This window comes from Terriglobus sp. 2YAB30_2 (assembly GCF_052114765.1).
In the GTDB taxonomy this organism is placed as follows: Bacteria; Acidobacteriota; Terriglobia; order Terriglobales; family Acidobacteriaceae; genus Terriglobus.
Genome location: NZ_JBFRFJ010000005.1, coordinates 283,568 through 310,246 on the forward strand (window position 1 = coordinate 283,568; position 26,679 = coordinate 310,246).

26 protein-coding genes and 1 tRNA gene are annotated in these 26,679 nt (G+C 57.0%); 15 read left to right on the forward strand and 12 right to left on the reverse strand.

Features of this window, described 5'->3' with window-relative positions:
• Positions 1 to 43 precede the first annotated feature (43 nt).
• The 4 genes from mraY (at position 44) to murG (ending at position 4,982) form a co-directional block, all read left to right on the forward strand.
• Complete coding sequence (gene mraY / locus AB4Y89_RS10540) at positions 44 to 1,180, forward strand: phospho-N-acetylmuramoyl-pentapeptide-transferase (protein WP_442300885.1); 1,137 nt, start codon at positions 44 to 46, stop codon at positions 1,178 to 1,180.
• 201 nt (positions 1,181 to 1,381) lie between these two features.
• Positions 1,382 to 2,740 carry a UDP-N-acetylmuramoyl-L-alanine--D-glutamate ligase gene (gene murD, locus AB4Y89_RS10545; RefSeq protein ID WP_442300937.1) on the forward strand — a complete coding sequence of 453 codons (1,359 nt, stop codon included), beginning with the start codon at positions 1,382 to 1,384 and terminating at the stop codon, positions 2,738 to 2,740.
• 44 nt (positions 2,741 to 2,784) lie between these two features.
• The gene (gene ftsW, locus AB4Y89_RS10550) at positions 2,785 to 3,876 is read left to right on the forward strand and encodes a putative lipid II flippase FtsW (protein WP_442300886.1); all 1,092 of its coding nucleotides are present in this window, start codon (positions 2,785 to 2,787) and stop codon (positions 3,874 to 3,876) included.
• A 26-nt stretch (positions 3,877 to 3,902) separates the two neighbouring features.
• Positions 3,903 to 4,982, forward strand: a complete 1,080-nt coding sequence (gene murG / locus AB4Y89_RS10555) for an undecaprenyldiphospho-muramoylpentapeptide beta-N-acetylglucosaminyltransferase (protein WP_442300887.1) — start codon at positions 3,903 to 3,905, stop codon at positions 4,980 to 4,982.
• 95 nt (positions 4,983 to 5,077) lie between these two features.
• Here the strand turns inward: murG and AB4Y89_RS10560 are convergent, their stop codons facing one another.
• From AB4Y89_RS10560 to AB4Y89_RS10575, 4 genes are all read right to left on the reverse strand, one after another.
• Positions 5,078 to 6,088 carry a YXWGXW repeat-containing protein gene (locus AB4Y89_RS10560; protein ID WP_442300888.1) on the reverse strand — a complete coding sequence of 337 codons (1,011 nt, stop codon included), beginning with the start codon at positions 6,086 to 6,088 and terminating at the stop codon, positions 5,078 to 5,080.
• 184 nt (positions 6,089 to 6,272) lie between these two features.
• Positions 6,273 to 6,539 (reverse strand): hypothetical protein, encoded by a 267-nt coding sequence (locus AB4Y89_RS10565; protein ID WP_442300889.1) that lies wholly within the window; start codon positions 6,537 to 6,539, stop codon positions 6,273 to 6,275.
• Between the two features lie 155 nt (positions 6,540 to 6,694).
• Positions 6,695 to 6,859, reverse strand: a complete 165-nt coding sequence (locus tag AB4Y89_RS10570) for a hypothetical protein (protein WP_442300890.1) — start codon at positions 6,857 to 6,859, stop codon at positions 6,695 to 6,697.
• Positions 6,860 to 6,988: 129 nt separating this feature from the next.
• Complete coding sequence (locus AB4Y89_RS10575; RefSeq protein WP_442300891.1) at positions 6,989 to 7,267, reverse strand: hypothetical protein; 279 nt, start codon at positions 7,265 to 7,267, stop codon at positions 6,989 to 6,991.
• Between the two features lie 317 nt (positions 7,268 to 7,584).
• Between AB4Y89_RS10575 and AB4Y89_RS10580 the strand changes: the two genes are divergently transcribed.
• From AB4Y89_RS10580 to AB4Y89_RS10620, 9 genes are all read left to right on the forward strand, one after another.
• Complete coding sequence (locus AB4Y89_RS10580) at positions 7,585 to 7,974, forward strand: HesB/IscA family protein (RefSeq protein ID WP_442300892.1); 390 nt, start codon at positions 7,585 to 7,587, stop codon at positions 7,972 to 7,974.
• A gap of 130 nt (positions 7,975 to 8,104) precedes the next feature.
• The gene (locus AB4Y89_RS10585; protein WP_442300893.1) at positions 8,105 to 9,304 is read left to right on the forward strand and encodes a type II secretion system F family protein; all 1,200 of its coding nucleotides are present in this window, start codon (positions 8,105 to 8,107) and stop codon (positions 9,302 to 9,304) included.
• Positions 9,305 to 9,335: 31 nt separating this feature from the next.
• On the forward strand, positions 9,336 to 10,982 hold the full coding sequence (locus AB4Y89_RS10590; RefSeq protein ID WP_442300894.1) for a GspE/PulE family protein: 1,647 nt from the start codon (positions 9,336 to 9,338) through the stop codon (positions 10,980 to 10,982).
• An 11-nt stretch (positions 10,983 to 10,993) separates the two neighbouring features.
• Complete coding sequence (locus AB4Y89_RS10595; protein ID WP_442300895.1) at positions 10,994 to 12,010, forward strand: hypothetical protein; 1,017 nt, start codon at positions 10,994 to 10,996, stop codon at positions 12,008 to 12,010.
• On the forward strand, positions 12,010 to 12,831 hold the full coding sequence (locus tag AB4Y89_RS10600) for a PilN domain-containing protein (protein ID WP_442300896.1): 822 nt from the start codon (positions 12,010 to 12,012) through the stop codon (positions 12,829 to 12,831). Before AB4Y89_RS10595 ends, AB4Y89_RS10600 begins: the two co-directional genes overlap by 1 nt.
• A complete protein-coding gene (locus tag AB4Y89_RS10605) occupies positions 12,828 to 13,526 on the forward strand; it encodes a hypothetical protein (protein WP_442300897.1) in 699 nt (232 codons plus the stop codon). The genes AB4Y89_RS10600 and AB4Y89_RS10605 overlap by 4 nt, the downstream gene beginning before the upstream one ends.
• Positions 13,510 to 14,154: a hypothetical protein gene (locus AB4Y89_RS10610; RefSeq protein ID WP_442300898.1), complete on the forward strand. Its 645-nt coding sequence runs from the start codon at positions 13,510 to 13,512 to the stop codon at positions 14,152 to 14,154. Before AB4Y89_RS10605 ends, AB4Y89_RS10610 begins: the two co-directional genes overlap by 17 nt.
• A complete protein-coding gene (locus AB4Y89_RS10615) occupies positions 14,151 to 14,966 on the forward strand; it encodes a type II secretion system protein (protein WP_442300899.1) in 816 nt (271 codons plus the stop codon). The genes AB4Y89_RS10610 and AB4Y89_RS10615 overlap by 4 nt, the downstream gene beginning before the upstream one ends.
• A gap of 163 nt (positions 14,967 to 15,129) precedes the next feature.
• Positions 15,130 to 16,716: a hypothetical protein gene (locus AB4Y89_RS10620; protein ID WP_442300900.1), complete on the forward strand. Its 1,587-nt coding sequence runs from the start codon at positions 15,130 to 15,132 to the stop codon at positions 16,714 to 16,716.
• A 109-nt stretch (positions 16,717 to 16,825) separates the two neighbouring features.
• Here AB4Y89_RS10620 and AB4Y89_RS10625 read toward each other — a convergent pair.
• Together AB4Y89_RS10625 and AB4Y89_RS10630 are read right to left on the reverse strand one after the other, a co-directional pair.
• Positions 16,826 to 16,900 (reverse strand) — tRNA-Gly (locus AB4Y89_RS10625).
• A gap of 12 nt (positions 16,901 to 16,912) precedes the next feature.
• Positions 16,913 to 17,083 carry a hypothetical protein gene (locus AB4Y89_RS10630; protein ID WP_442300901.1) on the reverse strand — a complete coding sequence of 57 codons (171 nt, stop codon included), beginning with the start codon at positions 17,081 to 17,083 and terminating at the stop codon, positions 16,913 to 16,915.
• Between the two features lie 475 nt (positions 17,084 to 17,558).
• On the opposite strand from AB4Y89_RS10630, the gene AB4Y89_RS10635 reads away from it, so the two are divergent.
• Entirely contained in the window at positions 17,559 to 17,996 is a 438-nt protein-coding gene (locus AB4Y89_RS10635; RefSeq protein ID WP_442300902.1) for a CBS domain-containing protein, read from the forward strand.
• Positions 17,997 to 18,094: 98 nt separating this feature from the next.
• On the opposite strand, the gene AB4Y89_RS10640 is transcribed toward AB4Y89_RS10635, so the two are convergent.
• Complete coding sequence (locus AB4Y89_RS10640) at positions 18,095 to 18,748, reverse strand: response regulator transcription factor (RefSeq protein WP_442300903.1); 654 nt, start codon at positions 18,746 to 18,748, stop codon at positions 18,095 to 18,097.
• Between the two features lie 152 nt (positions 18,749 to 18,900).
• Between AB4Y89_RS10640 and AB4Y89_RS10645 the strand changes: the two genes are divergently transcribed.
• On the forward strand, positions 18,901 to 20,232 hold the full coding sequence (locus tag AB4Y89_RS10645; RefSeq protein ID WP_442300904.1) for a hypothetical protein: 1,332 nt from the start codon (positions 18,901 to 18,903) through the stop codon (positions 20,230 to 20,232).
• A 136-nt stretch (positions 20,233 to 20,368) separates the two neighbouring features.
• On the opposite strand, the gene AB4Y89_RS10650 is transcribed toward AB4Y89_RS10645, so the two are convergent.
• The 5 genes from AB4Y89_RS10650 to AB4Y89_RS10670 all read right to left on the reverse strand — a co-directional run bounded on the left by AB4Y89_RS10650 (position 20,369) and on the right by AB4Y89_RS10670 (position 26,674).
• Positions 20,369 to 21,466: a GNAT family N-acetyltransferase gene (locus AB4Y89_RS10650; RefSeq protein WP_442300905.1), complete on the reverse strand. Its 1,098-nt coding sequence runs from the start codon at positions 21,464 to 21,466 to the stop codon at positions 20,369 to 20,371.
• 156 nt (positions 21,467 to 21,622) lie between these two features.
• On the reverse strand, positions 21,623 to 22,723 hold the full coding sequence (locus tag AB4Y89_RS10655; RefSeq protein ID WP_442300906.1) for a glycosyltransferase family 4 protein: 1,101 nt from the start codon (positions 22,721 to 22,723) through the stop codon (positions 21,623 to 21,625).
• 8 nt (positions 22,724 to 22,731) lie between these two features.
• A complete protein-coding gene (locus AB4Y89_RS10660; RefSeq protein ID WP_442300907.1) occupies positions 22,732 to 24,198 on the reverse strand; it encodes an O-antigen ligase family protein in 1,467 nt (488 codons plus the stop codon).
• Positions 24,195 to 25,553: an oligosaccharide flippase family protein gene (locus tag AB4Y89_RS10665; RefSeq protein WP_442300908.1), complete on the reverse strand. Its 1,359-nt coding sequence runs from the start codon at positions 25,551 to 25,553 to the stop codon at positions 24,195 to 24,197. The genes AB4Y89_RS10660 and AB4Y89_RS10665 overlap by 4 nt, the downstream gene beginning before the upstream one ends.
• On the reverse strand, positions 25,550 to 26,674 hold the full coding sequence (locus tag AB4Y89_RS10670; protein ID WP_442300909.1) for a glycosyltransferase: 1,125 nt from the start codon (positions 26,672 to 26,674) through the stop codon (positions 25,550 to 25,552). The genes AB4Y89_RS10665 and AB4Y89_RS10670 overlap by 4 nt, the downstream gene beginning before the upstream one ends.
• Between the last annotated feature and the right edge of the window lie 5 nt (positions 26,675 to 26,679).

Consider the following 26,679-nt stretch of genomic DNA (forward strand, 5'->3'; position numbering starts at 1 on the left):
AACGCTTCGCTCTACACCTTTAGGAGAACTGCTCTAGGCGCACATGCTTTACTGGCTGCTCTATCAGAAGTTATTTCCATATTTCCGGCTGTTCCGGATCTTCCGTTATCTTACGTTCCGGACCGTCTTTGCCTCCCTGACCGCTCTATTGATCGGGCTGATTATCGGCCCCTATGTGATTGAGCGGCTGCGCGAGTTCCAGATCGGCCAGTACATCCGCGAAGAGGGGCCGCAGAGTCACCAGAAGAAGAAGGGCACGCCGACGATGGGAGGCGTGTTGATCTGCATCTCCATTCTGGTGCCGACACTGCTGTGGAGCGATCTGTCGAATCCGCTGGTCTGGATTACCATTCTTTCGACGTTTTTTTTTGCGGCGATCGGATTTGCGGACGACTACATCAAGGTCGTCCATAAGCGGAACCTTGGCCTGACCTCGAAGCAGAAGTTTGCGCTGCAGTTGCTGGTCAGCCTGGGAGTCGCACTGGCGCTGTGTGTGCTGCAGCATAAGGGTTTCTACTCCACCCGGCTGGTAGTTCCGTTCATCAAGCGCTGGAGGCCCGACCTGATCATCGGAGCCTTGATGCACAACCATTCATTGTGGTGGCTGGGATTTGCTCCGTTCGTGATCTTTGTCATGCTGGTGCTCACCTTCAGCTCCAACGCGGTAAACCTGACGGACGGCCTGGACGGCCTGGCGATCGGGTGCACGATTATTGCTGCCGGAGCGCTGACGGTGCTGACGTATGTCAGCGGTCATGCGGTGTTTTCGGACTACCTGGAGCTCTCACGCATGCCGCTGGCCGGAGAGCTGAGTATCTTCTGCGGGTCGATGGTGGGCGCGTCCATTGGATTTCTTTGGTACAACGCGCACCCGGCCGAGGTCTTTATGGGGGACGTGGGTTCCTTGGCGCTGGGCGGGGCCATCGGGACGGTCGCCGTGCTTATCAAGCAGGAGTTGCTGCTGCCCTTTATCGGCGGTGTCTTCATTCTGGAGGCGCTGAGCGTGATGCTGCAGGTGGGCAGTTATAAACTGCGTAACGGAAAACGTATCTTCAAAATGGCTCCATTGCACCACCACTTCGAGCTGCTGGGGTGGAGCGAGAGCAAGGTAATTGTCCGGTTCTGGATTGCAGCCCTGGTCTTTGCTCTGTTCGCTCTTACGACCCTGAAATTAAGATAGTGTGCTCTCCGGGACGGTAGTTCATCGTCCATTCTTTTGGCGGCCGGCAAATGAGGAGGCCGGATGTCCCTTTTGTCTTGATACCCAGGGCTAGGTGAGGTGGTAGCCTTGATTGCAATCTCCTGACAGACCGCACCAAGAGCGGATATTTGCTCATTGCGGGATGACAAACAAGAACGGCGAATTTAAGTAGAAACGATGATCGAGCTGAAGAATAAACGTGTCCTCGTTGTTGGTCTTGGGAAGTCAGGCCTGGCTGCCGCTCACTTTTTGAAAGAGCAGGGAGCACTTGTAACCGTCTCGGACTCCCGGTCGGCTTCGGCTTTGTCAGCGGAACTGCCGGCGCTGTTGGAGGCGGGGATCGCGGTCGAGACGGGGGGGCACGGTGTGCTGACCTTCCGGCGGCAGGATCTGCTGGTGGTTTCACCCGGAGTCCCGTTGAACACGGAAGAGATCGCATACGCCATGGCTGCCGGCGTGCCGGTGATTGGAGAGGTAGAGCTTGCCTCGTACTTCCTGAAGGGGCAGATCATCGCCATTACCGGGTCGAATGGGAAGACGACGACCACTTCGCTGATCGGTCACATTCTGAAGACCGCCGGTCTGCCGACTCTGGTGGGCGGCAATATCGGAACTCCGGTCTTGAACCTTCGCCGCGTCTCCACCCATAAGCACTGGGTGGTGTTGGAAGTCTCGAGCTTCCAGTTGGAGACGGTGACCCGTTTCCATCCGAAGATCGCCGTGGTCCTGAACATCACGCCCGACCATCTGGACCGTCATGGCACTTTTGAGGCCTACGCCGCGGCAAAGTACCGCATCACCATCGCGCAGGATCCCTCGGACTTCCTTGTATTGAACGCCGAAGATGTGCCCACGCAGTTGACTGCATCGCACACCAAGGCTGGTATTTATTGGTTCTCGCCCTCGCGTCAGATCAAGCAGGGAGCGTTTGTCCACGGCGACGGCATCTACTTCAAACAGAAGGAAGGCCATCGGCCGGAGCCAATCATGCCGACCAGCGAGATCCCCCTCAAGGGCGCGCACAATATTGAGAACGTCCTCGCAGCCATTACTGCAGCCAGGCTTGCGGGCGTCTCCAAAGAACAGGTCCGTGCGGGTGTAGCCAGCTTCAAGGCGGTAGAACACCGCCTGGAGTTCGTGCGCAAGGTGAACGGTGTGGACTACTACAACGACTCGAAGGCCACCAATGTGGATGCGACGGTGAAGGCGCTGGAGTCGTTTCCGAAGGGAATCCACCTGATTCTCGGAGGCAAGGACAAGGATTCGGACTACCGCGCGCTCGTGCCCCTGCTGAAAGACCGGGCTGTCGCTGTTTACACCATTGGTTCAGCCGCGGAAAAGATCGAGTCGCACCTTAACAAAGTAGTCAACATAGTTTCAGCGGGAACTTTGGAAAACGCACTCGCGCAGGCAAAGGAAGCTGCCCAACCAGGAGAAGTCGTCTTGTTGGCGCCTGCATGTGCGAGCTTCGACCAGTTCCAGAGTTACGAACACCGCGGCCGCGTCTTCAAGGAGACGGTAAACGGCTGGGCGGAGTAGGCCGGCACGACGGCGAGCCTGCCCGCTTCGGATGAAGGCAGGAAATGGCAAAGCGCGTCGGCGTCGATAAATGGTTGTTCTTCGTGGTGGTGCTGCTGGTCCTTATCGGGCTGGTGATGGTCTTTTCCGCTTCGGCGGTGATGGCCAAAGAGCGTTACGGCTCGCCTTATACCTTCGTCAGCAAGCAGGCGATGTGGGCCTTGCTTGGCCTGGGCGCACTGCTGGTGCTGATGCGCGTGGACTACCGCAAGTTCAATAACCCCAAGGTTGTTCTGCCGTCGGTCGCGATCACGATGCTGCTGTTGATCGGCGTCTTCGCGATGCGCGACTCGCACAATACGCATCGCTGGTTCAAGATTGGTCCGTTCTCCCTTCAGCCCTCTGAGATCGCCAAACCGGTGCTGGTGTTGTTTCTCGCGTGGTTTTTGCAGAACCGCATGCACTGCATGGACGATCTGAAAGGGACCATTCTGCGGGCGGCAACCCCGCCCTTGCTGATGATCGCCCTCGTCCTGAAGGAGCCCGATCTTGGCACCGCGCTCGTGTGTGCAGCGGTGCTGGCGCTGATGCTGTATCTCGCCGGTGCGCAGATGCGCTACTTCGCCATTGGAGCAGCGCTGGCTTCGCCGGTGATGTACTTCATGCTCTTCCATGTGGCCTGGCGCCGCGCCCGCATGCTGGCGTATATGGATCCCGAGAAGGATCCACGCGGAACGGGATTCCACATTCTGCAGTCGCTGATTGCCGTTGGCACCGGCGGCTTCCATGGGCTTGGCCTGATGGAAGGCCGGCAGAAGCTGTTCTACCTCCCCGAGCCGCACACGGACTTTATCTATGCCAATGTCTGCGAGGAGCTGGGACTGCTGGGGGCGCTATTCGTGGTCGCGCTCTTTGTCGTCCTCGGGTATCGCGGACTGCGTACAGCGTTTCTCTCGACCGACCCGTTTGCCCGGTTCCTGGCGTTTGGGCTTACCTGCGCGATCATCATCCAGGCCTTCTTCAATATCAGCGTGGTGCTGGCGCTGCTGCCCACCAAAGGCATCCCGCTGCCGTTTATCTCCTCGGGAGGCACAAGCGTATTTATCACCCTGGCCAGTATGGGTGTGCTGCTGAACATCTCGCGCGAGACCGATTAGAAACGATATAGGGATATAAGAATCAGATGAAAGTACTGATTGCCGGTGGCGGCACGGGTGGTCATGTTGTTCCGGCGCTCGCCATCGGACGTAAATTGCGTGATGCGTTTGGAGCCGAGGTGCGTTTTGTCGGCACCGAGCGTGGGCTTGAAACAAAGCTGATTCCGGAGGCTGGCTTCCCGCTGGAGCTGGTAAAGTCCGGCCAGTTGAAGAACGTCAGCGTGATGACACGTCTGAAGACCTTGACGGACCTTCCCCTCGGTGTGCTGCATTGCATTCGGCTCATCCGGAGTTTCCGGCCGGATGTCGTGGTGGGTGTCGGCGGCTATGCCAGCGGGCCGGCCATGGCCGCAGCGGTCTTGCTGAGGGTTCCCACGCTGGCCTATGAGCCAAACGCCTTGCCCGGCATGACCAACCGCCTGGTGGGCAAGTATGTCAGCGCTGCGGCCGTTGCCTATGAGCAGACGACGCACTATTTCCGCAATGCAACGGTGACCGGCGTGCCCGTCAGGCCGGAGATTTTTGACCTTCCTCGGAAGCCGGAGGGGGCACCCCCGCGGCTGCTGGTGACGGCTGGAAGCCAGGGAGCTGCAGTCTTCAATGAGTTCGTTCCGAAGATCGCTGCGCGTCTGCTTGAGACGATTTCGGGGCTGACCATCGTGCACCAGGCCGGAGCACGAAACCTGGAGAAGGCACGGGAGGCTTTTACGGCGAGTGGAGCGGATGGTACACGCATCGCCGTGGAGGCTTTCCTGAACGATATGCCGCAGCAGTACGCGGCAGCGGACGTCGTCCTGGCTCGTTCGGGGAGCACGGTTTCGGAATTGTGCGCGGCGGGCAAGCCGTCGCTCCTGGTGCCGCTTCCGCGGGCGGCCGACGACCACCAGCGGAAGAACGCCGAGGTGCTTGCAAATGTCGGTGCTGCTGTGTTGCTGCTGCAGAAGGATGTCACCGAGCAGAGCCTGCTGGAGGCTTTGGCGGGGTTGTTCACCGATCGGGAACGGCGAGAGAGGATGAGTGCAGCGGCACGATCGCTGGCGAGGCCGGGAGCTCTGGAACGAATTGTCGAGATGATACGAGGACTGGCGGACGGTAAAAAGGGCTGAGACATTGTGTCTCAGCCCTTTGGGTTTTGTGGATTAGCGGGTTTTCCCTGAAACGCCGCTTCACGCCCCTTCCGGAAAGTAACAGGGAAAAATGCTTAGCGGTGTCCGCCGCCACCGCCGTGGAAGCCACCGCCGCCTCCACCACCATGGAAGCCGCCACCACTGCCGCCGGAGAAGCCGTGGCCACCGCCGAAGCCTCCACCGCCACCGAAGTTACCGCCGCTGCTACGGGGAGCGCTGAAGCTGCCGCCACCACCAAAGCCTCCGCGATTGCCGCCGAAGCTCGGCTGGCTGCCACCGAAGCTGCCCCGGTTTCCGCCAACACTGGGCTGGTTTCCACCAAAGCCGCCGCGGTTTACGTTGCCGCCGAAGTTTTGGCCGCCGTTGAAGGCCTGACGGTTTCCGTCAAAGCGCTGTGCTCCACTGCCGAAGCTGCCACGGTTCTGGCTGAAGTCACGGTTGCTGTTGAAGGCCTGACGGCCTCCATTGAAGTTCTGGTTGCCATTGAAGCGCTGGGCTCCGCCATTGAAGCCACCGCGGTTAACCGAGCCATTGGTCCGGTTGAAGTTATTCACCGTCGTACCGCCGCGGAAGTTGGCGTACCGCGCGGGGGGATTGCGCTGGAAGCTGGCGCCGCCGGGATGGACGGGAACTCCACGATAAGGCTGGTTATAGAACGATCCGCGGAAGCCGGGCCTGAAGTTGCAATAGGCGCGGTTGTACCAGAAGCGGCCGCCGTTCCAATAACCGCCATAGAAGCCGGTGCCAAAGTAGCCGAAGCCGTAGTTGATGCCGCCGTAGTAGCCAATGGTGGATCCCCAGTAACCGGGATGCCAGAAGTAGGCGCTATCACCCCAGCCCCACCATCCTGGGGTCCAAAGGGCGCCCATATAAGGAGGAAGCACCCATGCGCCGTCGACCCAGTAATAGCCGTCCGGACCGTAAGCCCAGTAGCCGGGAGTCCAGATATAACCATCGCCGGGGGCTACAGGCTGCGCGTACACAGGGATAGGAGGAGGCGCAATGCCCACAGAGACAAACACGGCTGCGTGCGCCGCCGTTGGAACAACCGCCGCTCCCAGGGCAAGGGCCGAGCCTAAGATCATATTTCCGAACGACTTACGAATTGTACTTGCTACATCCATCGGGTCACCTTGCCGCTGTTCACGCCTTCGCTGCTTCGTCCTTGCGCGGTGTGTGCGGCGAGCTTCCGGCCTAAAGGGGAAGGTCCGGCACTCGTTTTAAGAGACACCGGACCCTGGGGAAAGTTGCTTGTTGGCGGGGGAGCCGTTAGTGCGTCAGAGCCTGCCAGGCGCTATATACATAGACGCCGATGATGCCTGCGGTCGCCAGACCGGCGGCGCCACCCAGGACACGTAACATGGGTTGCAACCTGTTGACTTTCCTAACGATTTCCATTTGTTCGGTCTTTTCGACAGTGTTGGAGTCGCTGAGAAAGAGTTGGTCCTCCTCATAACGGGTGAGCGTTCCGCGATACGCCAGAAGCGCGAGAAAACAGGCGGTGAGCGCCGCCCATATGATCAGCATCAGTTGCATAGACATGTTGAAACCCTCCGAAAGGCTGCAATCGCCGGCTCGGGATACCGGGCGGGTCCGCTTTTATTTGGCGGGCTCTCGGGGTAGGCAGGGCCGTTCGCGCGGAATGATACTCCTGCCGATAACTGACGCACTATAGCTTTCGGAAAATAAATTTATGGGCGAACCAGATAGAAGAGCACGGTGGCGATCCCTCCGAGGACGGCCAGAGTGGCTGTCATCAACCCGACAATGAACCAGGCAGCCATACGCTTCTGACGTTCAGTCGGGTGGGTAATGCCGAAGAAGTCAATAAACCAGTTGGCGATGAACCTGATCACAATGACACCGCCTCCTCACTATGGAAGATGCCGAGTTAAGTAGAAAGGGTTCGAAAACGAAACCGGCCGCCAATTCTGGCGGCCGGTTTTACCAAGGCGCTCCTTCTGGAGCTCGATTGGGAATTCTACTCATCCGCGCAGAACCTGGATGGCGTTTACAACATAAATTCCCAGCAGCGCGGCAGAGAGGGCAATCGTGGTTCCACCGGCGAAGGCTACAAAGGGTTTAAGGTACTGGATTCTCCGCTGGATGTCGTCCTGACGGCGTTTTTCTTCGCCGAGGATATTTTCATCCAGGAAGATCTGGTCTTCTTCCCCGCGGGTAAGAAGACCACGATAGACCATAAGGGCAGTCGTGGAAATAAATAGGAAGCCCCAAACGGTCCAGAGCAGAGTCATGGTGCTCATGGGGTACACCTCCTGAGAGAATCACTGCAGGCGTACTAGAACGGTTGCCGTCTGTGTGGGGGAATTTGATTCGCAGCGTCCACACGAAACGACGGTCAGCCTACCGGCGGGTCTGTAACGGGCAGTATGCAGGCTCGGACGGTAGAAAAGGCCGTCACACGGAAATATACGCCGGTTTTGGAACACTGGTCCAAAATGCATCCATTTAGGTACGACGGCATCCATTACTTGTGTAGCGGGCGCAAAATCGCCCCTTGCCCGGCCTTCCGAGGGGGCATACACTTAGATAGAGATCGACTGAATAGGAGTTTCTTACCATGGCCACTACTGCCGCTACCCCCGAGGTTGTTGAGGTTGTTTCCTCGCCGATGCCCTCGACGCAGCCCGTCAACCTGACCTCGGCGGCGATTGCCAAGGTGAAGGAGATTATGGCTACCCAGGATCCAGTCCCGGCCGGTCTGCGCATCGGTGTTGTAGGCGGCGGATGCTCCGGCTTCCAGTACTCCATGAGCTTCGAGAACCAGCAGGGCATGATGGACAAGGTCGTCCGCTTCGAGGACCTGAAGGTGTTTGTGGACGCCACCAGCGCCATGTACCTGAACGGCTGCACCGTGGACTACGTTGAGACGCTGGAGGCTGCCGGCTTCAAGTTCGAGAACCCTCAGGTGAAGAGCACCTGCGGCTGCGGATCGAGCTTCAGCGTGTAAGTTTCTGATTTCCGGTGAAAAGACCTCGCTTCGGGCGAGGTCTTTTCTTTTGTGTGAGTTTGATGGAAATGGACCTCCGAAAAGGGGCACGCGGCGTCTAAACTCATACAGGGTTACCCCCGCCGGATTCATGACTGAGTTTGTCATCAAGTTGGCCGATGAGCGCGGCCGCATACAGGAGCAAATCCACGCCGCTGCCACGGCTGAGGAGTTACGTCTGCGTTTCACGCAGGCGGGCTACCTGGTCTATTCCGTTAAGCCCCGCTCGGTGTTGGCGGCAGGACGCAAGAAGAAGATCAAGCTCGACACCTTTCTCATCTTCAATCAGCAGTTCCTGACCCTGATCCGCGCTGGTCTGCCCATCCTGGGCGGGCTGGACCTGCTGACAGCTGGTCAAAAAGACCTGAATCTAAAGGGGCAGTTGGAGGACGTCGCAGCACGCGTCCGTACGGGCGAGTCGCTGTCGTCGGCGTTCGATGCGCAGAGTGGCGTGCCGATTATCTACACCACGACGCTTCTGGCTGGTGAGCGGTCGGGCAACCTGGAAGAGGTACTGCAGAGATTTGTCGACTTTCAGCGGTTGTCGTTGAGCTTTACCAAGAGATTGAAGTCGGCGATGGTGTATCCCATTGTTCTGGTGCTGATGGTGATCAGCATTATGATCTTTTTGCTGACCTTTGTGATTCCGCGGTTTGCGGAGCTGTACGAGCAACTGAATACGCCGCTGCCCGCAATTACGGTCTTTCTGCTGAATCTTGGGAAACAGGCGCAGCACTATGGAATTTACGCCGCCATGGTGTTTGCCATAGCGATCTATATCTTCTTCCGCTGGCTGAAGACGGATACCGGGAATCAATTGGTCGATCGCATCCGGATCAGGCTGCCCCTGATTGGGCCGGTGTGGCTGAAGTACCAGGTAGCGCTGTTTTCCCGCACGTTGTCGACGCTGTTGACCGGCGGTCTGCCGCTGGTGCCGTCACTGGAGACGGCGGCAAAATCGATCAATAGCCGCCAGACGGCACTGGCCGTGTATGCTTCGGTGGGCTCGGTCCGCGAAGGCAGAGGATTGGCGTATTCTCTCCGGCAGACGAAAATCTTTCCGAACCTGGCGACAGAGATGATTGAGGTCGGTGAGTCCACCGGCGCCTTGCCTGCGATGTTGAACTCGGTGGCCGAGTTTTTTGAGGAGGACGTACAGCTTTCCCTGGCGGCGGCCATGAGCCTGATTGAGCCAATCCTGCTCGTCTTTATGGGCATTGTGATTGCCGTTATTCTTATCTCTCTCTATCTACCGATCTTCTCGCTGGGCGCTGGCGGTCTCGGTCAGTAAACCCTTGGCGCAAACCGGAGTCCAATAAACCATGGCACAAGCTCCCATCGCGATCCCGATTCCCTCGACCAACGGCCTGGAGCTGAACGAGGTAGAGCGTGCGCAGATGCTGGCGCGCCGCTATCACTCTGAGTTTGTTGACCTGAAAAACTTCAAGATTCAGCATGAGCTGTTCCGGACGGTGCCGGTGGAACTCATGTTCCGCTATAACTTCGTCCCGTTGGAACAGAGGCCCGATGGCCGCCTGCTGATCGCGGTAAGCGATCCCTCAAAGCTGATGATGCTGGATGAGATTGCGTCACTGCTTTCGGCGCGGCTGATCACGCGGGTGGCGACGCTGTCGCAGATTACCGACCTGCTGAAGAAGAACGAGCAGTCGCAGCGTGTTCTGGAAGAGGCGAGCGAGGGGCTGACTTTCGATGTGGTGTCGCTGGACGAGAATGCGGACGAGAATATCTCGATCGAGAAGTTGACCAGCGAAGAAGATATCTCCCCGATTATCCGCCTGGTAGATACGACCATCTTTACGGCGCTGGAGCGCCGGGCTTCAGATATCCACCTTGAAACTTACGACGACTCACTGCTGGTGAAGTACCGCATCGATGGTGTGCTGACACAGGCCATGGCGCCCATCGCGCGTGAGCATCATCAGACGATTCTTTCGCGTATCAAAGTCATGAGCGAACTGGATATCGCCGAGCGCCGTGTGCCTCAGGACGGACGTTTCCGCGTGCGGTACAAGGGACGGCTGATCGATTTCCGTGTCTCGATCATGCCGACAGTGCATGGTGAGAATGCTGTGCTCCGTGTGCTCGATAAGGAGTCGATGAGCGAGAAGTTCACCAAGCTCTCGTTGGAAGTGGTGGGCTTTGCGGAGGAGGATTTGCGGCGGTTCCGGCGTTACATCAAAGAGCCGTACGGCATGGTGCTGGTCACGGGACCTACGGGTTCCGGTAAGACGACCACGCTGTATGCTGCGTTGAACGAGATCAAGAGCGAAGAAGACAAGATCATCACGATCGAAGATCCGGTCGAGTATCAGATTCGCGGCATCACCCAGATTCCGGTCAATGAGAAAAAGGGCCTGACCTTTGCCCGCGGTCTGCGTTCGATTCTGCGTCACGACCCTGACAAGATTCTGGTCGGTGAGATTCGTGACGCTGAGACTGCGCAGATCGCCATCAACTCAGCGCTGACCGGGCACCTTGTTTTTACGACCGTGCACGCGAATAACGTTGTCGATGTGCTTGGCCGCTTCCTGAATATGGGAGTGGAGCCGTACAACTTTGTCTCTGCCTTGAACTGTATTCTGGCGCAGCGGCTGGTACGCCAGATCTGTGATTTTTGCGCGCACTACGTTACGTACGACGATGAGACGCTGCTGCAGAGCGGTCTCGAGCTCGAGGATTGGCGAGGTTTCAAGTTCCGCGAAGGCGCCGGCTGCATGGAGTGCGGCGGCACGGGGTATCGCGGACGTTCGGCCATTCATGAGTTGCTGGAGCTGGATGATGAGATCCGCGAGATGCTGCTGGCCAAGAAGCCAGGCTCAGAGATTCGGCGTGTGGCGCGTGAAAAAGGAATGGCATTTCTACGCGACTCGGCGCTGCAGCGTGTGCGCGCCGGTGTGACTACCTTGAAGGAGATCAACAAGGTAACCTTTATCGAGGCGACCCGGTAACAGATCAACATATGTCCTTTCTTTCCAAGTTGAGCGGCACACATCAACGTCCCCGCCTGGCGGTAGAGTTACGTGGCGAACTGGTGGTGGCCGCAGCGGCTGATGTAACCACGGCACCGGTGCGTGCAGTCACGCAGGTATCGCTGCGCGCGGGTGCTTTGCAGCCTTCGCTGAAGGTTCCTAACCTTGTAGACCGTGTTGCGGTTGCCGCCGCACTGCGTTCGGCGCTGGAGCGGGTAGCGGCACAGAGCCGTGATGTCACGCTTGTTCTTCCGGATGCAACGGTCCGCGTCGTTCTCCTGGATTTCGACACCATGCCCTCACGGGCAGACGACGCCGAGAGCGTGGTGCGGTTCCGTCTGAAGCGCATGTTGCCCTTTGATTCTGATACCGCCGCGGTCAGCTACCAGGTGATGAGCGAGGCCAGGGGGAGCGTGAGTGTCCTGGCGGTCGCCATGCCCGCGGACTTGCGCACAGAGTATGAGCAGGCCGTTCGCGAGGCAGGATATGAGCCCGGCGCAGTGCTGCCGTCGACGCTGGCTGCCGTGGCAGCGCTCGACCCCGCGGAGCCAAAGGCGCAACTGCTCTTGAATATTGATGAAGCCAGCATGACCACTGCGATCGTGCGAGGCGGCAACGTAGTGTTGTACCGTACGGTGGAGTTTGCCCATGAGACGGTCAATACAGCGGCGCTGGAGCCAGAGCCTGTAGCCAGCGATCCGACATCGGCTCTGGCCATGGAGCAGGCAGACGTCCTGTTAGCCGAGGTGGAGCATTTGAGCCATGCCGATGAGATTGCCCGCGCCATCTCGGTTGCGACGGCCTATTTTGAAGATACGCTGGGCGCAGTGCCGGAGGAGATTCTGGTCGCCGGGACATGGCCTTCGAACGAGCTGCAGCGAATCGCATCCGAGACGATTGGAGAAGGAGTGCGACTGCGGGAGATTGTACGTGCCGAGGATCTATTGACCGGATCGACCATGTCGCGCAATCTGCTGGCTGGTGTGAGAGGAGCGTTGAAGGGCTGATGCGTATCCAGATCAATCTCGCGTCGAGGCCCTTTGTCGAACTTGGGCAGGTCTTCAAGCGGCTGCGTGTTGCCATGGCGGTACTGGGGGTAACAGCGGCTGCGTTGGGTGGTTTGCTGTATATGGAGTCGTCTAAGGCGGATGTCGCACAGGGACAATTGGCAACGTTGCGGAACAAGACTTCAGATCTGCAGCGAGAGCGCTCCCGGAATGAGGCGCGTATGCATCAGCCGGTGAATGCGGCGGCGCTGGAGCGCTCCCGGTTTTTGAATGAGCTGTTCCTGCGCAAGAGCTTCAGTTGGACCGCTGTGATGATGGACCTGGAAAATGTGCTTCCAGCAGGAGTACAGGTGTCATCCATCGAACCGCAGATCGGTAGCGATGGCGAGGTGCATATTCGCCTGCGCGTGATGGGAGACCGCGACAAGGCGGTAGAACTGATTCGTAACCTGGAGCATTCGCGACGGTTTGCCGAGCCTCGCCTGGCCAGCGAATCGTTGCAGACGTCAGGCAATCAGCCTGCCTATCAGCTGGCAGCGATGGGCAATGTAGAGTTCGATATCCTGTCCGGCTATAACCCGCTGGCTCCGCGTACCGAAGCGAAGAAAGACACAGAGAAGGACGATACGGCGAAGGCGAAGAAGGACGTTACAACGGTGAAGCCGGCAATCCGCACTCCTGGAAAGCTTCCCGCAAAGCCTGTGAATGCGCCGAGCGGGCCGGGGATGCCGATCAGGTCAGGTCCACCTGCTGGGCCGGGTACAGCGATGCGGCCGAAAACAGTTACGCCAGGAATCAACCAGGGAGGGGTGAAGCGATGAGTACATCTACCGTCACTCCCAGTGTGAATTCGCGCCGCGTGGCGGCGGCCCTGTCTCCTGTGAACCTCCATATTGCAGGCGTGATGGTGCTGCTGGCTCTGAATATCTATCTTGCGGTGCATCTCTTCCTGGCATGGAACAAGCTTCGTCAGAGCGGCAGCGACGCAGTGAGTCAGCAACAGGTGGCGTTGAAGACTGCCGATATTGCGGCGCAACCGCTGCGTGGGCTGGATGACAAACTGAGCACTGCACGTGCTGATGCTGACAAGTTTACCGAGCAGCGCTTGTCCTATGCGTGGTCGCCGGTATTGGCGGAGCTGGGTGCACTCGCGAAGAAGCAGAATGTCCGTCTGACGAGGGTACAGTACACCGAGACCCCTGCGGAAGATTCGCCTGATCCTGATCTGGTCGAGATCAGGATGGATATGACGCTCTCAGGAGACTATCGTCCTCTGATGCAGTTCCTGAATTCAGTGGAGCGGGACAAGACCTTCTTCGTGATCGGTGCAGTGACGTTTACAGGGCAGGCGGGCGGAGGGAATAACAACAATGCGCCGGCAACCTCTGTGGTGAATCTGCGTTTGCGTGTGACGACGTATCTACGCAAGCCACTGCCGTCCGATATCAAACAGGAGACAGGTACGAAAGAGGTCAGCACCAAGCAGCAGGAGGCAGGTCATGAAGTCCGGCGCTGAGGATAAGAAGAAGGTCGCCATTGCCGGAACGCTGGGCGCTGTTGCGGTGATTTGCCTGGGCTATATCATCTGGGACAACTTTCTTAGTTCGCCGGCAACTACTGCCCCACCTGCCGCTCCGGTCATTCGTGACCTGACGCCTAACGGTGGAACTGCTGCGAATACAGGCCGTAAAGGCGGAGGAGCCACAGGGGGTTCCTCCGCGAAGAAGGTTGGCACGACGGCGGCGCAGCTTGATCCCACGCTCCATATGGAAGCGATGAAGGTGGCGGAGTCGCTGGAGTATTCGGGCTCTGGGCGGAATATCTTTTCGATGACGTCAGCGCCTCCACCGATGGCGAACATTCCAAAGCCCATTGCTCCACCGCGTCCGATAACGCAACCGGTGAATCTTGCACCAGTTGGGCCACCGCCGCCTCCGCCGATCAACCTGCGTTTCTTCGGAGTAGCGACACGGTCCAATGGGCTGCGTCAGGCATTCCTGCTGCAGGGGGATGATGTCTTTCTGGCGGGATCCGGCGATGTGGTTGCGCGCCGTTATAAGGTAGTGACGGTCAATGCTACCTCTGCCGTGGTGATGGACATGACCAACAATAACCAGCAGACCCTTCCCCTGGTGACGCAATGACGAAGCAGCGGACCAACGAAGACGGTTATCTTCTGGTTGGTCTGCTGGTGATCATCTTCATTGTGCTGTTGACGCTTGGAGTAGCCGCGCCGACGATGCTGAAATCATTGCGGCGCGATCAAGAGCTCGAGTCCATGCACCGTGCGCAGCAGTACCAGCGTGCGATTCGGCTGTACTACCTTAAGCTTGGCCATTATCCGGCCTCGATCGATCAGCTCGAGAATACAAATAATCAGCGCTTCCTGCGGCGGCGCTATGTCGATCCTCTGACAGGTAAGGATGATTGGCGCCTGATCCACTTCGGCCAGGCGAAGGCGCAGATTAAGGGCTTCTTCGGCAAGCCGCTTGCGCCTACAGGCGGCGGTCTGGGGGCAGCCTCAGGAATGGGCTCGAATATCGGGGGCGTCAACACCACTGCCAATCCAGGCCTGGGTGCAAGTCCAGGACTTGGCGCGACGGGAGCGAGCGGAGCCACTGGCAGCACGGGAAGCACGAGCCCCTTTGGCGGTATCGGCAGCCAGAGCGCATCAAGCCTGCAGGGAACCGGTGGCCTAATTGTCGGTGTAGGGACCTCCAAGACCGGACCGTCACTGCTGGCGATCAACGGGGATGAAGTGAAATACGAGGACTGGGAGTTTACCTACGATCCCAGGGTGGAACAGCTGCGGGCGCAGGCAAGCCTTCTGGGAGGCGCGCCGAGTAGCGGCTCCTTAGGAAGCCTGGGTTCTTCCGGATCGACCGGGAGTACGGGAAGCAGTGGGGCTAGTGGAAGCAGCGGCGCTACCGGAACCTCAACGACGCCGCAACCGTAACAAGTGTCCCGACAGATTTCTTTGGACTCGCTTGCATCCCGTTGTGTTCATACCCTATGTAGTATATTACCTATAAAGGGGCCAAGCCGCCTGCCCTGCAGATGCGTCGACCGCGGTAAACGCTAAAACTAACTGACAAGGCTCGATCCCGGAGAAGGTTGCTATGATAGAGCGTCGTTTCACCCTTTCTTTGCTTGTGCTGGTTGGTTTGCAAGCGGCAAATCATGCGCAGGTTCTGACGGCTCAGTACGATAATTTCCGAACCAGCGCAGACCTCCACGAGACGATTCTGAAACCATCGAATGTAAACGCTCGCGATTTCGGGAAACTATTTTCCAGAACTGTGGATGGGGATGTTTTTGCCCAGCCTCTGTACATGCCCTCGCTTGCGATTCCTGGAAAGGGGAAGCGCGATGTGGTCTTTGCCGCGACGGCACACGATAGCGTCTATGCATTCGATGTGAACGGTACGGTCGATGCTCCCTTGTGGAAGACCACGTTTATCAACCCACAGCGTGACATAACCGCACTGAGCGAAGGAGATGCGTCCTGTCCGTTCATTACCCCGGAGGTGGGAATCACTCCAACCCCTGTCATCGATGCAGGAAGCAAGACAATGTATGTACTCGCGCGGACCAGGGAGCATGGCGCGTTCGTACAAAAGCTGCATGCACTCGACATCACCAACGGAAAGGAAAGAGCGGGCAGCCCGGTAGTGATCTCGGCAACAGTGCAGGGCTCGGGCGATGGCGCCGTGAATGGCAGGGTTAGCTTCGATCCGCTCAAAGAGAACCCGCGTGCCGCGCTGCTGCTCGTTGGTGGCGAAGTGTATGTGACCTGGGCTTCATCCTGCGACTTCGGTCCCTATCACGGCTGGATCATGGCGTACGATGCCCACACCCTGAGACAGCGCGCTGTGCTGAACACCTCTCCGGACGGCGCGAAGGCTGGAATCTGGCAGTCCGATGCAGGACCTTCGGCCGATGAGGGAGGCAACATCTATGTTGTTACCGGCAACGGCGACTTCAACGCGGCGAACGCGAATGGCAGAAACTTCGGCGATAGCCTATTGAAGCTGCGCCTGGATGGTCCGAACTTCGTGGTGCGTGATTACTTCACACCCTTCAATCAGAAGATTCTGGATTCTAAAGATCAGGATCTCGGAAGTCAGGGACCAGTCTTGCTTCCGGCGCAAATGGGGGCTCATCCGCATCTGCTCGTAATTGCCGGGAAAGAGGGCAAACTCTACCTGCTCAATCGTGACAAGCTCGGAAAGTTTCACGAGGGTTCCGATACCGACGTTGTGCAGACCATCATCAATGAGAAGGGCGCGTATGGAGCCGCGGCATATTGGAACGGCCACATCTTTTTGACAGATCGAAGCTACATAACCCGCGACTTTGCGCTCCAGGCGGGCAAGCTCGTTCTTAAGGGCGCGACCGCCAAGATGCTGTCACCGGCGGCGACACCAATCGTCTCGGCCGATGGGACGAAGAATGCAATTTTATGGGTCGTCTCCACAAAGGAGTGGAACGAGGCACACATGGACAGGGCTGCGGTCCTGCATGCATACGATGCGAACGATATTTCGCATGAACTCTACAACAGCGAACAAAACAGCAACCGCGACCGCGCCGATATGACCGTTCGTTTCTGCATGCCTACGGTTGCGGATGGCCGCATATTTATCGGTGCTCGCGGCCGGCTAGATGTCTATGGGTTGCTCAACAAAGCTACTCCTCGAAGGTAAGCTCGGTACGCCGGTAACTAGCCTGCTCGGGCCTCTTCGAAGGGCATCTCTTTGCGGTCCCGAAGCTCAATCGGAAACCGTTCAGTAAAAGAGATCTATGCTAGCTTTCTGGAGCGGGAGACCGGGATCGAACCGGCGACATTCAGCTTGGGAAGCTGACGTTCTGCCACTGAACTACTCCCGCTCGTGGAACCGATTATAGAATGCCGCAGCGTTTCTGCGAAATACTTACCTGCCAGCGTACCTTCTTCTTTGCTGTGCTCGCAGGGCGCTGAAGAACCGCGTCGATAAGGTTAGGGAAGCGCGCATCCAGATCTTTGCGGCGAAGGGTATTCAGCAGCGCTGTTCCTTGCCGCGTGGTAGCCATAATTCCCGACTCCCGCAGGACACGGACGTGATGCGACCCGGGGCCCGATTTCGGTGATCTGCAAGTTGGACCGATTTACCTCGGAGATCCCGATCTTGACGCTCCTGCAAAAGCAGGCTGCAATCCGGGGAATGGTCACTGGCCCGCGTCGCGTCTTCGAAGAGATGAACGAGGCACTATATGTCCTGTGATCGATGCTGTATATGCATTCGAAGACGCCCTCAAAGCATATGAGTATCTGTACCGTGGAGCGTTCGGAAAGATTGTGATCCGCGTCGGAAAATAGAGCGCACGAAACACAAGAAGGCAGCCATGCCATGAGCCTTTGATCGAGGGCTTTGCTGGCTTCCTGGAACCTCACAAAAACTCCGCTCCCAACAAAACGCAATCCGCAACAATCGCATCCGAGTAACCTACGCACCTGCGAGTCAAATTCCATGGAATTCCCGAGAAGTCATGGAATCGGGAGGAAATTATGAAGGTGAGAGAAGTGATGACATCCAATCCCATCTGTTGTGTTCCGGAAGATACAGCACAACATGTGGCGAAGTTGATGTGCGAACAGAATGTTGGAGCTCTCCCCGTAGTTACCGATCAGCAATCCCGTACGCTGACAGGGATCATTACCGATCGCGATCTCTGTTGTTCGGTCATTGCTCAAGGCCTCGATCCTAAAAGCACGACAATCCAGAGATATATGCGCCAGAATCCGGTGTCCTGCCGCGACGGCGAGAACCTGGAGCACTGCGAAGATGCAATGCAAAAGCATCAGATTCGCCGTGTTCCTATCGTTGATGGCGAGGGCCGTTGTATCGGCATTGTCGCGCAAGCCGACCTGGCACTCAAAGATAGATCGGAGAGAGTATCCAAGACTGTAGCGGAAATCTCCAGGAGCCGGTCTGTAGCGGCATGATGGGAGATCAACATATCTACATATCTACAAATGACCTGACGCCAAGCCCGCCGGCTGGTGTCAGGTCCTTGCAGTTAATGGGTTATAGCAGGAATATGCTAGAAGATCACGAGGCGCTGCTTGGCTGCGTAGATTACGAGGGACGTTCTATCGTCCACTTCGAGTTTACGAAAAATAGAAGTCAGGTGATGCGAGACAGTAGCAAGGCTGATATGAAGCCGATCGGCAATCTCCTTGTTGCGCAGGCCCTGGCAGATGAGTTCGACGACTTCACGCTCTCGCGGTGTGAGAGACGCGACCTTGCATTCATCGGCATCGGGAACCTGACGCCTTGTAAGAACCTGTTCAAGCATGCGCTCTGCAGCTGCCTGCTCCAGCCAGACCCCGCCGTTGATGACCTTACGGATGGCCATTGGAATCTGCTGGATGGGCCACTCGCGCTGAAAGACACCCTTGGCTCCGCATCGCAAGGCGCCTTCAAGAAAGGCCATATCCTTTCGATTCGTGACAACAATGACTCGGGTCTCCTCGATTTCGCTGACGAGGAGCTCCAACTCTTTCAGTTCTTCACGAAGAATCTCTGCACTTACCAGCAACACGTGCGGTGAATTATTTCGTACCGCATCAAGGAGCCGCTCTGGGTTTTGACATTCTGCAAGAATCCTTATATCGGATTGATCAGCTACTGCACTTCTCAGACCTGAAAGAGACATTGGTTGATTATCAGCAATGACTACATCTATCGCTGCCATATTCCTCCTCGCCCTGTTGGGCAAACCGCGGCAGCCAAGGGGTCCCAGTGCGTGTGATTCACGCATCTAAATATTTAACATGGCCCACTCTTACTTTTGCGGTTAGATGCGGTGAGGGCGTGATCGGTTGGACACGGAGACCTTTACTAGATATGCGCTTTAGATATCGTTGGAAAGTTGTTGCAATTTCAGTCGTTTGTGCCGGCGCTACGGTCGCGGTGTTTGATCACTGGCGCGAATCGGCGCACTCTTTTGCGGCTTCTTCGCCCGCTACGAACGCGCAATCGGCAGAACAGGCCCGCAGTGCGTATGACTTCGTCAACAGCATCGGTGTGAATACACATCTGAACTATTTCGACCGCGAGTATGGCAATTTTTCTTTTGTCAAAAATGAATTACAAATGAGCGGTATCCGACATTTGCGTGACGGCGTACATTTTCAGGATCCTGGCTATAACCGTCTTATGTACGGCCGCTGGGCGGAGCTTGGTGCTCTCGGCATTCGGTTCGATGCGGTTGTGGATCCGCGGAACAATCTTGGCCCAGTGAGGCCAGAGATACTGGAAGAGGCGGACCAATTATCGAATCATTCGATTGAAGCGTTCGAAGGGCCGAACGAGATGGATATCAGTGGACAGTCCGATTGGACCTCTACAGACCGCGACTACATCAAAGCCCTTTTTCGTTCAGCAAGATCACTCGCAGGCGGCAATCGTTTCCAGATCATCGGCCCATCGCTGGCCTTCGCAAAACGCGGGTCAGAGCTGGGGAACCTCGCTGACTCTATTGATGCTGGGAATCTTCACCCATATCCCGCGGGGAAGATGCCGTCGCACGTCTTTCCAGAGCAGACGGACTTCGCAAAGAATGTGTCCGGGGCGAAGAACATTGTCGTTACAGAAACCGGTTACCACAATGCTCTGAACGACCACACGGATCAGCCTGCTGTCTCGGAATTGGCCTCGTCGAAATACATCCCACGGCTGTTTCTTGAGCACTTCTCGCGGGGAATTCAACGGACATATCTCTATGAATTGCTGGATGAGACGGCTGACCCGGGTCTTGCGAACAATCAACTGCATTGGGGACTGATTCGCGCTGACAGGTCTGAGAAGCCTGCATTCATCGCAGTAAAGAGACTTATCGAAGAGCTGAACGACACGGCCACACCTGCTCGCCTTCATTCGTTAGCCTGGTCGCTCGAATCGAAAGACTCTCGCATCCATCATGTGTTGCTCGAGAAATCGAGCGGGGAGTTCGATCTTGTGCTTTGGCAGGAGACACCAAGCTACGACACCTTCTGGCAGAAGGACATTTCGAATTCACCCATCGCAACAACATTGGCGCTGACGGGTGCCGCTCGTCGCCTCGTTCTCTACGAGCCCTCAGTACAGGGTGATCCGCTGAAGGAATGGAAGGATACCGCGAAGATTCCTTTGGCCATTCCGGATCACCCGCTCGTTATCCGCATCGTTACGCGATAGAGCGTTTCCCTGTTGCTGGGTATCCCGAAAGTGACGTGTGGCGGCGTTTTCATTTGCGGAAAACGCCCAATAGATGCTGGAGCCCTACTCGACGCCTACAGGGAAAATGCTCCAGCATCGGCGTAACGATGCGGGATCAGAAGAAAAAGTGATCCTCGGTAAGCAGTGACCGTACGCCGGCTATGACGCGGCCAAGGCGGGTAGACCTGACGGCCGCAAACCTGGGGCTAATAACCCCACCGAAGCCGGTGTAGTGAAGAATGCTGCCCGATGTTCCCAGGCCCGCGAAGTCGAAGATCAGTCCCTTGTTTGCCGCATGCTGGATGGCCTTCCATACCAGCATGCTTGCCGCTCCATTTCCGGCAGCATCACTGCGAGTACAGGAGATGTAATAGGACGTCTTTTGATCCCACGCGCAGAAATTCGCGGCCACGATCTCTCCGGTCCGATTTCTGGCGGCAATCACGCGTCCCTGGTTGTGTTGGAGCGCAGCCTCGATAAGCCTTTTACAGGCGGAGAGATCCAGCTTATTGCGCACGCTTTTTGAGGAGAGGTTCGTCTCATACAGCCGGATAAAGGCATTGGCGTCTGGGATCTCAACCGTCTCAAACTGTTCTTCTGCCCGGCGGATTACATTGCGTGTTTTGTCGCGCATGCGCTGCCAGATTTCTTTCTCCGAGGCCGGCAGCACCTCATAGGTAAATTGCACATAGGTGCGAAAGGCCTGCTCTTGAAAGGGGATTACGTCAGGCGTTCCCCCATGGCAGCGAATGCATTGCCATGATGACGGCGGTAGCTTATGAATGAGCTCCCGTGTAATTTCAAGTCTGCGAAGATAGCGTGTGTTTGCACTGCCTTCTCCCTCATCAATTCCTGGTCCCAGAAAGTAGGTAAAGGGGGGAGTCCAGATTCCTTTGAGGCCCAGACGGTTTCTCATCATAAACGGAAGCCGGCCGACGGTCTGGTTATTCGCCGAGACCTCCAGGGTAGTATGGCGTCCTTCGGTGGCGGCCTCCATCCACCAATCTTCGTGGAAGACGGTAGGAATAAGGCTCATCCGGGATGAGGAGATAGCGGTTTTGGGCGCGACAGCATCAGCGCCCGGAGGTTGGGCGAGCCTGGTTCCGTTGCGGGGAGAAGTTACCTGGAGAAGGGTAGTGTCATACAACGGTTTTCGCGTACTTTTTGGTTTCTGCGACTCTTCCGTGCTGGTCGCCTCAGTCGTTATCTTCATAGGGAGAGTACTCCTCGCATGGCGCGTCGTCTTTCTTTCCAACGTCGCGCATGACCGACCAGGCAAGGCACGCTGTATTCTTCTCGCGGCGTGCGAAGATTGCATTCGTCTTCCGATATGGATTCGATGGGAACATGCTGTGAGCTGCAAACCCCCTTATTTCTGCCAAACTACGTTGGACTCTGTGTCGATGTTCGGCGATAAGGAGAGCTCCTCATAAACGCTCTGAACTTCGCCGGCCATGACACTGACACGATAGTCTTCAATTCCGTTCAGTGCCTGTTTTCTCCATGCGTCGCGCTCATCCTCGGAGCCGATCAAGGACGATATGGCTCTGGCGAGTGCTTCCGGAGATTGGGGTGGCACCATGACTCCGGAACGCCCATCGTCCAGAGCTTCGGAGATGCCGTCGACATTGGTTGCGACAATGGCGCAACCCGCCTGGCGAGCTTCAATCAGTACCAGCCCAAACGACTCTCGCCTTGAAGCCAGAACGAAAACATCCGCGCTCAGCATGTATGCCTGAGGTACTGCCCGAAACCCTTCGAAATGAATGCGGTCATGGAAGAGGGACTGCTGTGCTCGCTGTTCGAAGATATTCCGTTCCGGCCCATCGCCAACGAGGTAAAGATGCGCCGTTGGGAATTTGCGTCCGACAGACTCAAACGCCTCGATGAGTTCTGCAATGCCTTTGCGGCTTGTCATGCCGGCGACGGTAACAATGGCCGGATGCTGCAATTGCACCGGCTGAATCTCATCGAGTTGCGGTTGACGCTGGTTTTGCAACGTTCGGTTGAGAATGACCCTGATCTTGTGCGGCGCGATGCCCTGGCCCTCCATCGTTACGGCAACCGATTGACTCACGACGATAATGCGGTCAGCGAGCCCCATCAGGATGGAGCTTCGATCATGGACATTGTGAACGTGCCCGACCAGAACGAATCGCCGGAACCTGCGCCAGACCCATGCAAGCAGCAGTCCAGTGCGCATGTGTGCGTGAACGACATCAGGCTGGAACTCGCGGAGGATCTGTCCAAATCGAATGACGGCGCGCAGCAGCTGCAGAGGCCGGCGGGCCTGATTGAGCGTAATGTGGGTTGCGCCGGCTCTCTCCAGTAAGGGCTGATACCCTCCACCGTCTGAGACAACGGCCACGGGAACGCCTGTTCTCGCCTGCTCGGCAGCGAGATCGACTGCGGTATTGACGATGCCATTACCCTGGTCGGTTACGTCGTTGAGGATATGGAGAACTCGCATGTCCCCTCCTAAGTGGTTGCGTAGCTGGCGGTTGGGTTGGGTTGATAGTCGAGCGTCCGTTCGCGTGTCTCTGGACTGGAAGCTGCAGCGAGGCTCATGGATGCAAATGTCCAGACCATGAAGCCTAGGACGCCCAGCATGACGCTGTTCAGCATGGCCTGTGCGACAAAGCCAATCAGGATCGCATGCGACGCGAGGACAAAGGGATCCCGCCGACTATGGCGGATCACTTGAAAGAGAAGATAGCCGAGCCCCAACAGGTAAATGAACGTGCCGACCCATCCGAGGGAATAGAGAAACTCAAGTAAGGTACTGTCATGAGGACCGATCATATCGTCGTCGCCTTCGGTGTTGTGGTTGGTATCGGTGCTTCCGATGCCTTCACCCCAGGGCTCCTCAGCAATCTCGCGAAGAGCTCGTTGGTGGCCTTCAATACGGGCAAGATAGCTCACGTCCTGTGATGGCTGCGAGAACGTACGCATGCGTGTTGCAACAACTTCATCAACACCAGGAACCTGCGTAGCGGCCAGCATGAATGCGATGCAAGCGAGCGAGGCAATCGCGAAATTGACGCGCGCACGCATTCCGAGGCGGAAGAGGAGATATGCGCCGCCGGCTACCAGGCTGAGCCACGACGAACGGCTGAGGGTCATGATCAAGCTAACGAATCCGAATGCCGCAGCCGGCAGGCGTAGCTTCTCCTTCGAGTTGAATAACAGCAGAAGACCGGTGGCCATCGCCGCGGCGAAGATGGCCGGTGCATTCATAGTGCTGAATGCACGGGTCTTCATAGGATCGATTTCGCCGAAGGAATTCATCTGGACGTGCAACATCCAGCCACGGTCCCATTCTGGAAGGACAAAGAATTGATAAATGCCGTAGGCTCCCAGGATCAGTACACCGTAGAGAAATGACTTTTCAATCACCCTGCGGAACTCTGGGTAGAACTCTCGATTCTGATAGATGAACAGGCCAAAGATGACGGGGACCAGCCAGTTCAATAGTGCGCGTAATACATTGAACAGTGGAAGGGTCACAAGACCGAAGACGGCGCCATAAAAGATTGCCGCCAATGCGCAGGCATAAGGAACGGTACCCCGGTCGGTAAGGCATCGCAGATTCGCAAGCAGAGGAATTCCTGCAAGACCGGCAACAAGATAGGGAGCAATTTCGACCGGGTTCGCAGGTGTGTATCCCGATTGATAGTCTGCCATGCGGCCGAGAAACGGAGTCACAAACCACAACCAGAAGGTGAGGCCAACGTAGTGCGGCTTTGACCGCCAGAGTAGAAACGCACCTATGATCAGGCTGAGGGCAGGGAATGCAAGCCGCAAAAGTCCGGCCTGATGGCCAAGAATCAAGATTGCGGGCATTCCCACGAGTATCAGGATGGCACAAAGGACCTGTCCGCGATGCAGCGTAGGATGGTGGACCTCGCCGAGGGGATACTGCTGTACATCTGTGAGAACAGTCATGCGGCACGCTCCATACGCCAGCCCGAGACCACACTCCACAAGAGGCGGATATCTGCCCCTTCGGGGACCAGGCTCGGTGGCTTGGTTTTGAGAAACCAGTGGAAGCCAACATAGACGAAGATCAGTCTTGCGACCGTCGATGTAAGAAGCGACACTGCTGCTCCGTAGATTCCATAGCGGGGAATCAGCACGAGCATCATCGGAATGCTGAATGAAAGCCCGACCCCCTGAAGAACGGTGACTACACCTGGCCTATCGAGAGCCATGAAGGCCTGAGCCAGAATAAAGACAGCCCCCGAGAGCACTACTTCCAGAACCAGGATGCGCAGCACGCCGGCGGCCTCAACATATTCACGGCCATAAAGCAGGCGCAACAGGAGCGGGCCGGCGAGACAGACGAAGATGCCGCATGCTGCCGTCACAAGTCCGCTTACGCGTACGGCGTCGCCTGTCATAGCGATGACTTCGTCTGCGGAACGCCCCGCGGCTTTGGGGAAGAGCACCATGACTACTGAATTTTGGAAGAGGTTGAGCATCCGGGACAGACTCAACACAACTACATACGATCCCATCGCGCTGGGACTCAGCATGCCTACTACCAGTACCTGGTCGACTTGTAGTGTCAGTGTTCCTAATACGTCGATTCCGTACGAACGAATTCCATAGCTCAGGATCTGCTTCACGGTCGCCATGCGCGCAGGTACAACTCTTGCGGAGACTCGCCGCAAGCGCGCGGCCATATACCAGAACGCCGGGCCGGACGCGGCGATGTATGCGATCGCGGCGGTGAATGGCGTAAGATGATGGGCGACCACAAAACATAAAAGACCAATCAGCGTTGCGAAGGGTGTGATGATCTGGATTGCATTCGAGCCGGAGAAGTCGTGCGATGCCTCAAGCACTGCGCGGCCGACGAGAGTGACGGAGCAGAGCGGCACGGTGATGAGAAACCATTGCGCGGCATGTACGGTCGACGGCGAGTATTGATGCAGCCAGTGGGGAAGCAGGAACACGGTGCCTGCTGTGGCAAACATACCCAGTATCGTCGCCATGAAAAAGCCATTCGCAATCAGTTCTTCTCGATCTTCAGGGCGAAACCGCAGATAGTAGATGAGAGAACTGGGAACGCCCAGTGTCGTAACGCTGGCAATGAAGAGAGGCCACAAGATCATCGCCGCCAGTTCGCCGCGGCCCCAGGGTAAAAGCATCCGAGCGGTAAGTATCCCTGTGGAGGCCTGAAGCGCAAGAATGAGAACCTTGCTGGCGATGGAATGAACGACCGCACGCGCACCGTGTCCAGCGCTTGTTTCGGCCGACTTCGGTGGTGAGATCGATTCTGTGGACGACACGCTCATCCAGCCCTCCGCTGTAACAACTTCAAGCTATGAACTGCAGGCGATACGCTGTCGAGAAAGCCCAGTAGACGCTCCTGAAACACATTGATGTCATAACGCTGCGCATTTCTCCGGATAGCCGCTGGGTCCCATTGCTGGCTTTCCAGTCTTTCCAGCCCCTCTATCAGTGAGTCGACGGTTTGTTCGCCAAAGCGGACGCCATTCATGCCTTCCACCACGGTCTCCGTTGCTCCTCCGGCATCGTAGGCCACCACAGGCCGGCCCGCCGCATTGATCTCAAGCGGAGCCATCCCAAAGTCTTCCTCGCCTGGAAAGATCAGAGCGCGGCAACGGCTCGCATAGCGATTGACGTCGGCATCGGACTGACGCCCAAGGAAGGTAACGGTTGGTCCTGCCATAGCCTCGAGCGATTCGCGGGCTGGACCATCACCGATAACAATCAGCCGCCGATTGGTTCGCGTGCATGCTTCGACCGCGAGGTCGATTCGTTTGTAGGCGTTCAAGCGAGAGAGAATCAGGTAATAATCCTCGGTTTCTTTGCTCACCCAGAACCGCGATGTAACGATCGGAGGTTCGATGACAACTGCATCCACACCGAAGGCTTGTTTGAGACGGTTCGCCACGATATGCGAATTTGCGATGAAGAAGTCGGGCCGCGTGGCTGCCTGCATTTCCCACTTCTTTAAGCCTTGGACCATAAGATGCAGAAGCATCTTTGTAGGTTTATTGAAGTGTTCGCGCGCGATGTATTCAGGAAAGCGCCACACCCAGCGCATCGGATTATGGCAGTAGCAGACATGAATCGCGTTTTTGCTGCGCTTCACGCCTTTGGCATATCCGCAGCAGCTGCTGACGATGAGGTCGTATGCCGTCAGATTCGCCGACTCTACACCGAATGGATATAGAAGGAAATATTGACGGTACCATTTGGCCTTGGCAGGCAGTGCCTGCATCCAGGTCGTCGTCGCATCTGCATCGCGAAGATATGGGGGCAGCCGCTCAGGCACCGCCATTGTGGTGTGAAGATCTGCGCCGGGTAACGTCCGGAGGATAGCTTCGGTTACCCGTTCTGCACCGCCGTTCTGTGCAAGATAGTCCTGGAAGAGAGCAATTCTGGGCATAGAAC

Coding starts and splice junctions, on each gene's coding strand:
- AB4Y89_RS10655 (WP_442300906.1), bottom strand. CDS start 22,723: ATGCGAGTTCTCCATATCCTCAACGACGTAACCGACCAGGGTAATGGC.
- AB4Y89_RS10565 (WP_442300889.1), bottom strand. CDS start 6,539: ATGCAACTGATGCTGATCATATGGGCGGCGCTCACCGCCTGTTTTCTC.
- AB4Y89_RS10640 (WP_442300903.1), bottom strand. CDS start 18,748: ATGGCAGCGATAGATGTAGTCATTGCTGATAATCAACCAATGTCTCTT.
- AB4Y89_RS10660 (WP_442300907.1), bottom strand. CDS start 24,198: ATGACTGTTCTCACAGATGTACAGCAGTATCCCCTCGGCGAGGTCCAC.
- AB4Y89_RS10670 (WP_442300909.1), bottom strand. CDS start 26,674: ATGCCCAGAATTGCTCTCTTCCAGGACTATCTTGCACAGAACGGCGGT.
- AB4Y89_RS10585 (WP_442300893.1), top strand. CDS start 8,105: ATGACTGAGTTTGTCATCAAGTTGGCCGATGAGCGCGGCCGCATACAG.
- ftsW (WP_442300886.1), top strand. CDS start 2,785: ATGGCAAAGCGCGTCGGCGTCGATAAATGGTTGTTCTTCGTGGTGGTG.
- AB4Y89_RS10645 (WP_442300904.1), top strand. CDS start 18,901: ATGCGCTTTAGATATCGTTGGAAAGTTGTTGCAATTTCAGTCGTTTGT.
- AB4Y89_RS10620 (WP_442300900.1), top strand. CDS start 15,130: ATGATAGAGCGTCGTTTCACCCTTTCTTTGCTTGTGCTGGTTGGTTTG.
- AB4Y89_RS10595 (WP_442300895.1), top strand. CDS start 10,994: ATGTCCTTTCTTTCCAAGTTGAGCGGCACACATCAACGTCCCCGCCTG.
- AB4Y89_RS10605 (WP_442300897.1), top strand. CDS start 12,828: ATGAGTACATCTACCGTCACTCCCAGTGTGAATTCGCGCCGCGTGGCG.
- AB4Y89_RS10575 (WP_442300891.1), bottom strand. CDS start 7,267: ATGAGCACCATGACTCTGCTCTGGACCGTTTGGGGCTTCCTATTTATT.
- murG (WP_442300887.1), top strand. CDS start 3,903: ATGAAAGTACTGATTGCCGGTGGCGGCACGGGTGGTCATGTTGTTCCG.
- AB4Y89_RS10665 (WP_442300908.1), bottom strand. CDS start 25,553: ATGAGCGTGTCGTCCACAGAATCGATCTCACCACCGAAGTCGGCCGAA.
- AB4Y89_RS10615 (WP_442300899.1), top strand. CDS start 14,151: ATGACGAAGCAGCGGACCAACGAAGACGGTTATCTTCTGGTTGGTCTG.
- AB4Y89_RS10590 (WP_442300894.1), top strand. CDS start 9,336: ATGGCACAAGCTCCCATCGCGATCCCGATTCCCTCGACCAACGGCCTG.
- AB4Y89_RS10560 (WP_442300888.1), bottom strand. CDS start 6,088: ATGATCTTAGGCTCGGCCCTTGCCCTGGGAGCGGCGGTTGTTCCAACG.
- AB4Y89_RS10630 (WP_442300901.1), bottom strand. CDS start 17,083: ATGGCTACCACGCGGCAAGGAACAGCGCTGCTGAATACCCTTCGCCGC.
- AB4Y89_RS10580 (WP_442300892.1), top strand. CDS start 7,585: ATGGCCACTACTGCCGCTACCCCCGAGGTTGTTGAGGTTGTTTCCTCG.
- AB4Y89_RS10650 (WP_442300905.1), bottom strand. CDS start 21,466: ATGAAGATAACGACTGAGGCGACCAGCACGGAAGAGTCGCAGAAACCA.
- AB4Y89_RS10610 (WP_442300898.1), top strand. CDS start 13,510: ATGAAGTCCGGCGCTGAGGATAAGAAGAAGGTCGCCATTGCCGGAACG.
- AB4Y89_RS10600 (WP_442300896.1), top strand. CDS start 12,010: ATGCGTATCCAGATCAATCTCGCGTCGAGGCCCTTTGTCGAACTTGGG.
- AB4Y89_RS10635 (WP_442300902.1), top strand. CDS start 17,559: ATGAAGGTGAGAGAAGTGATGACATCCAATCCCATCTGTTGTGTTCCG.
- mraY (WP_442300885.1), top strand. CDS start 44: ATGCTTTACTGGCTGCTCTATCAGAAGTTATTTCCATATTTCCGGCTG.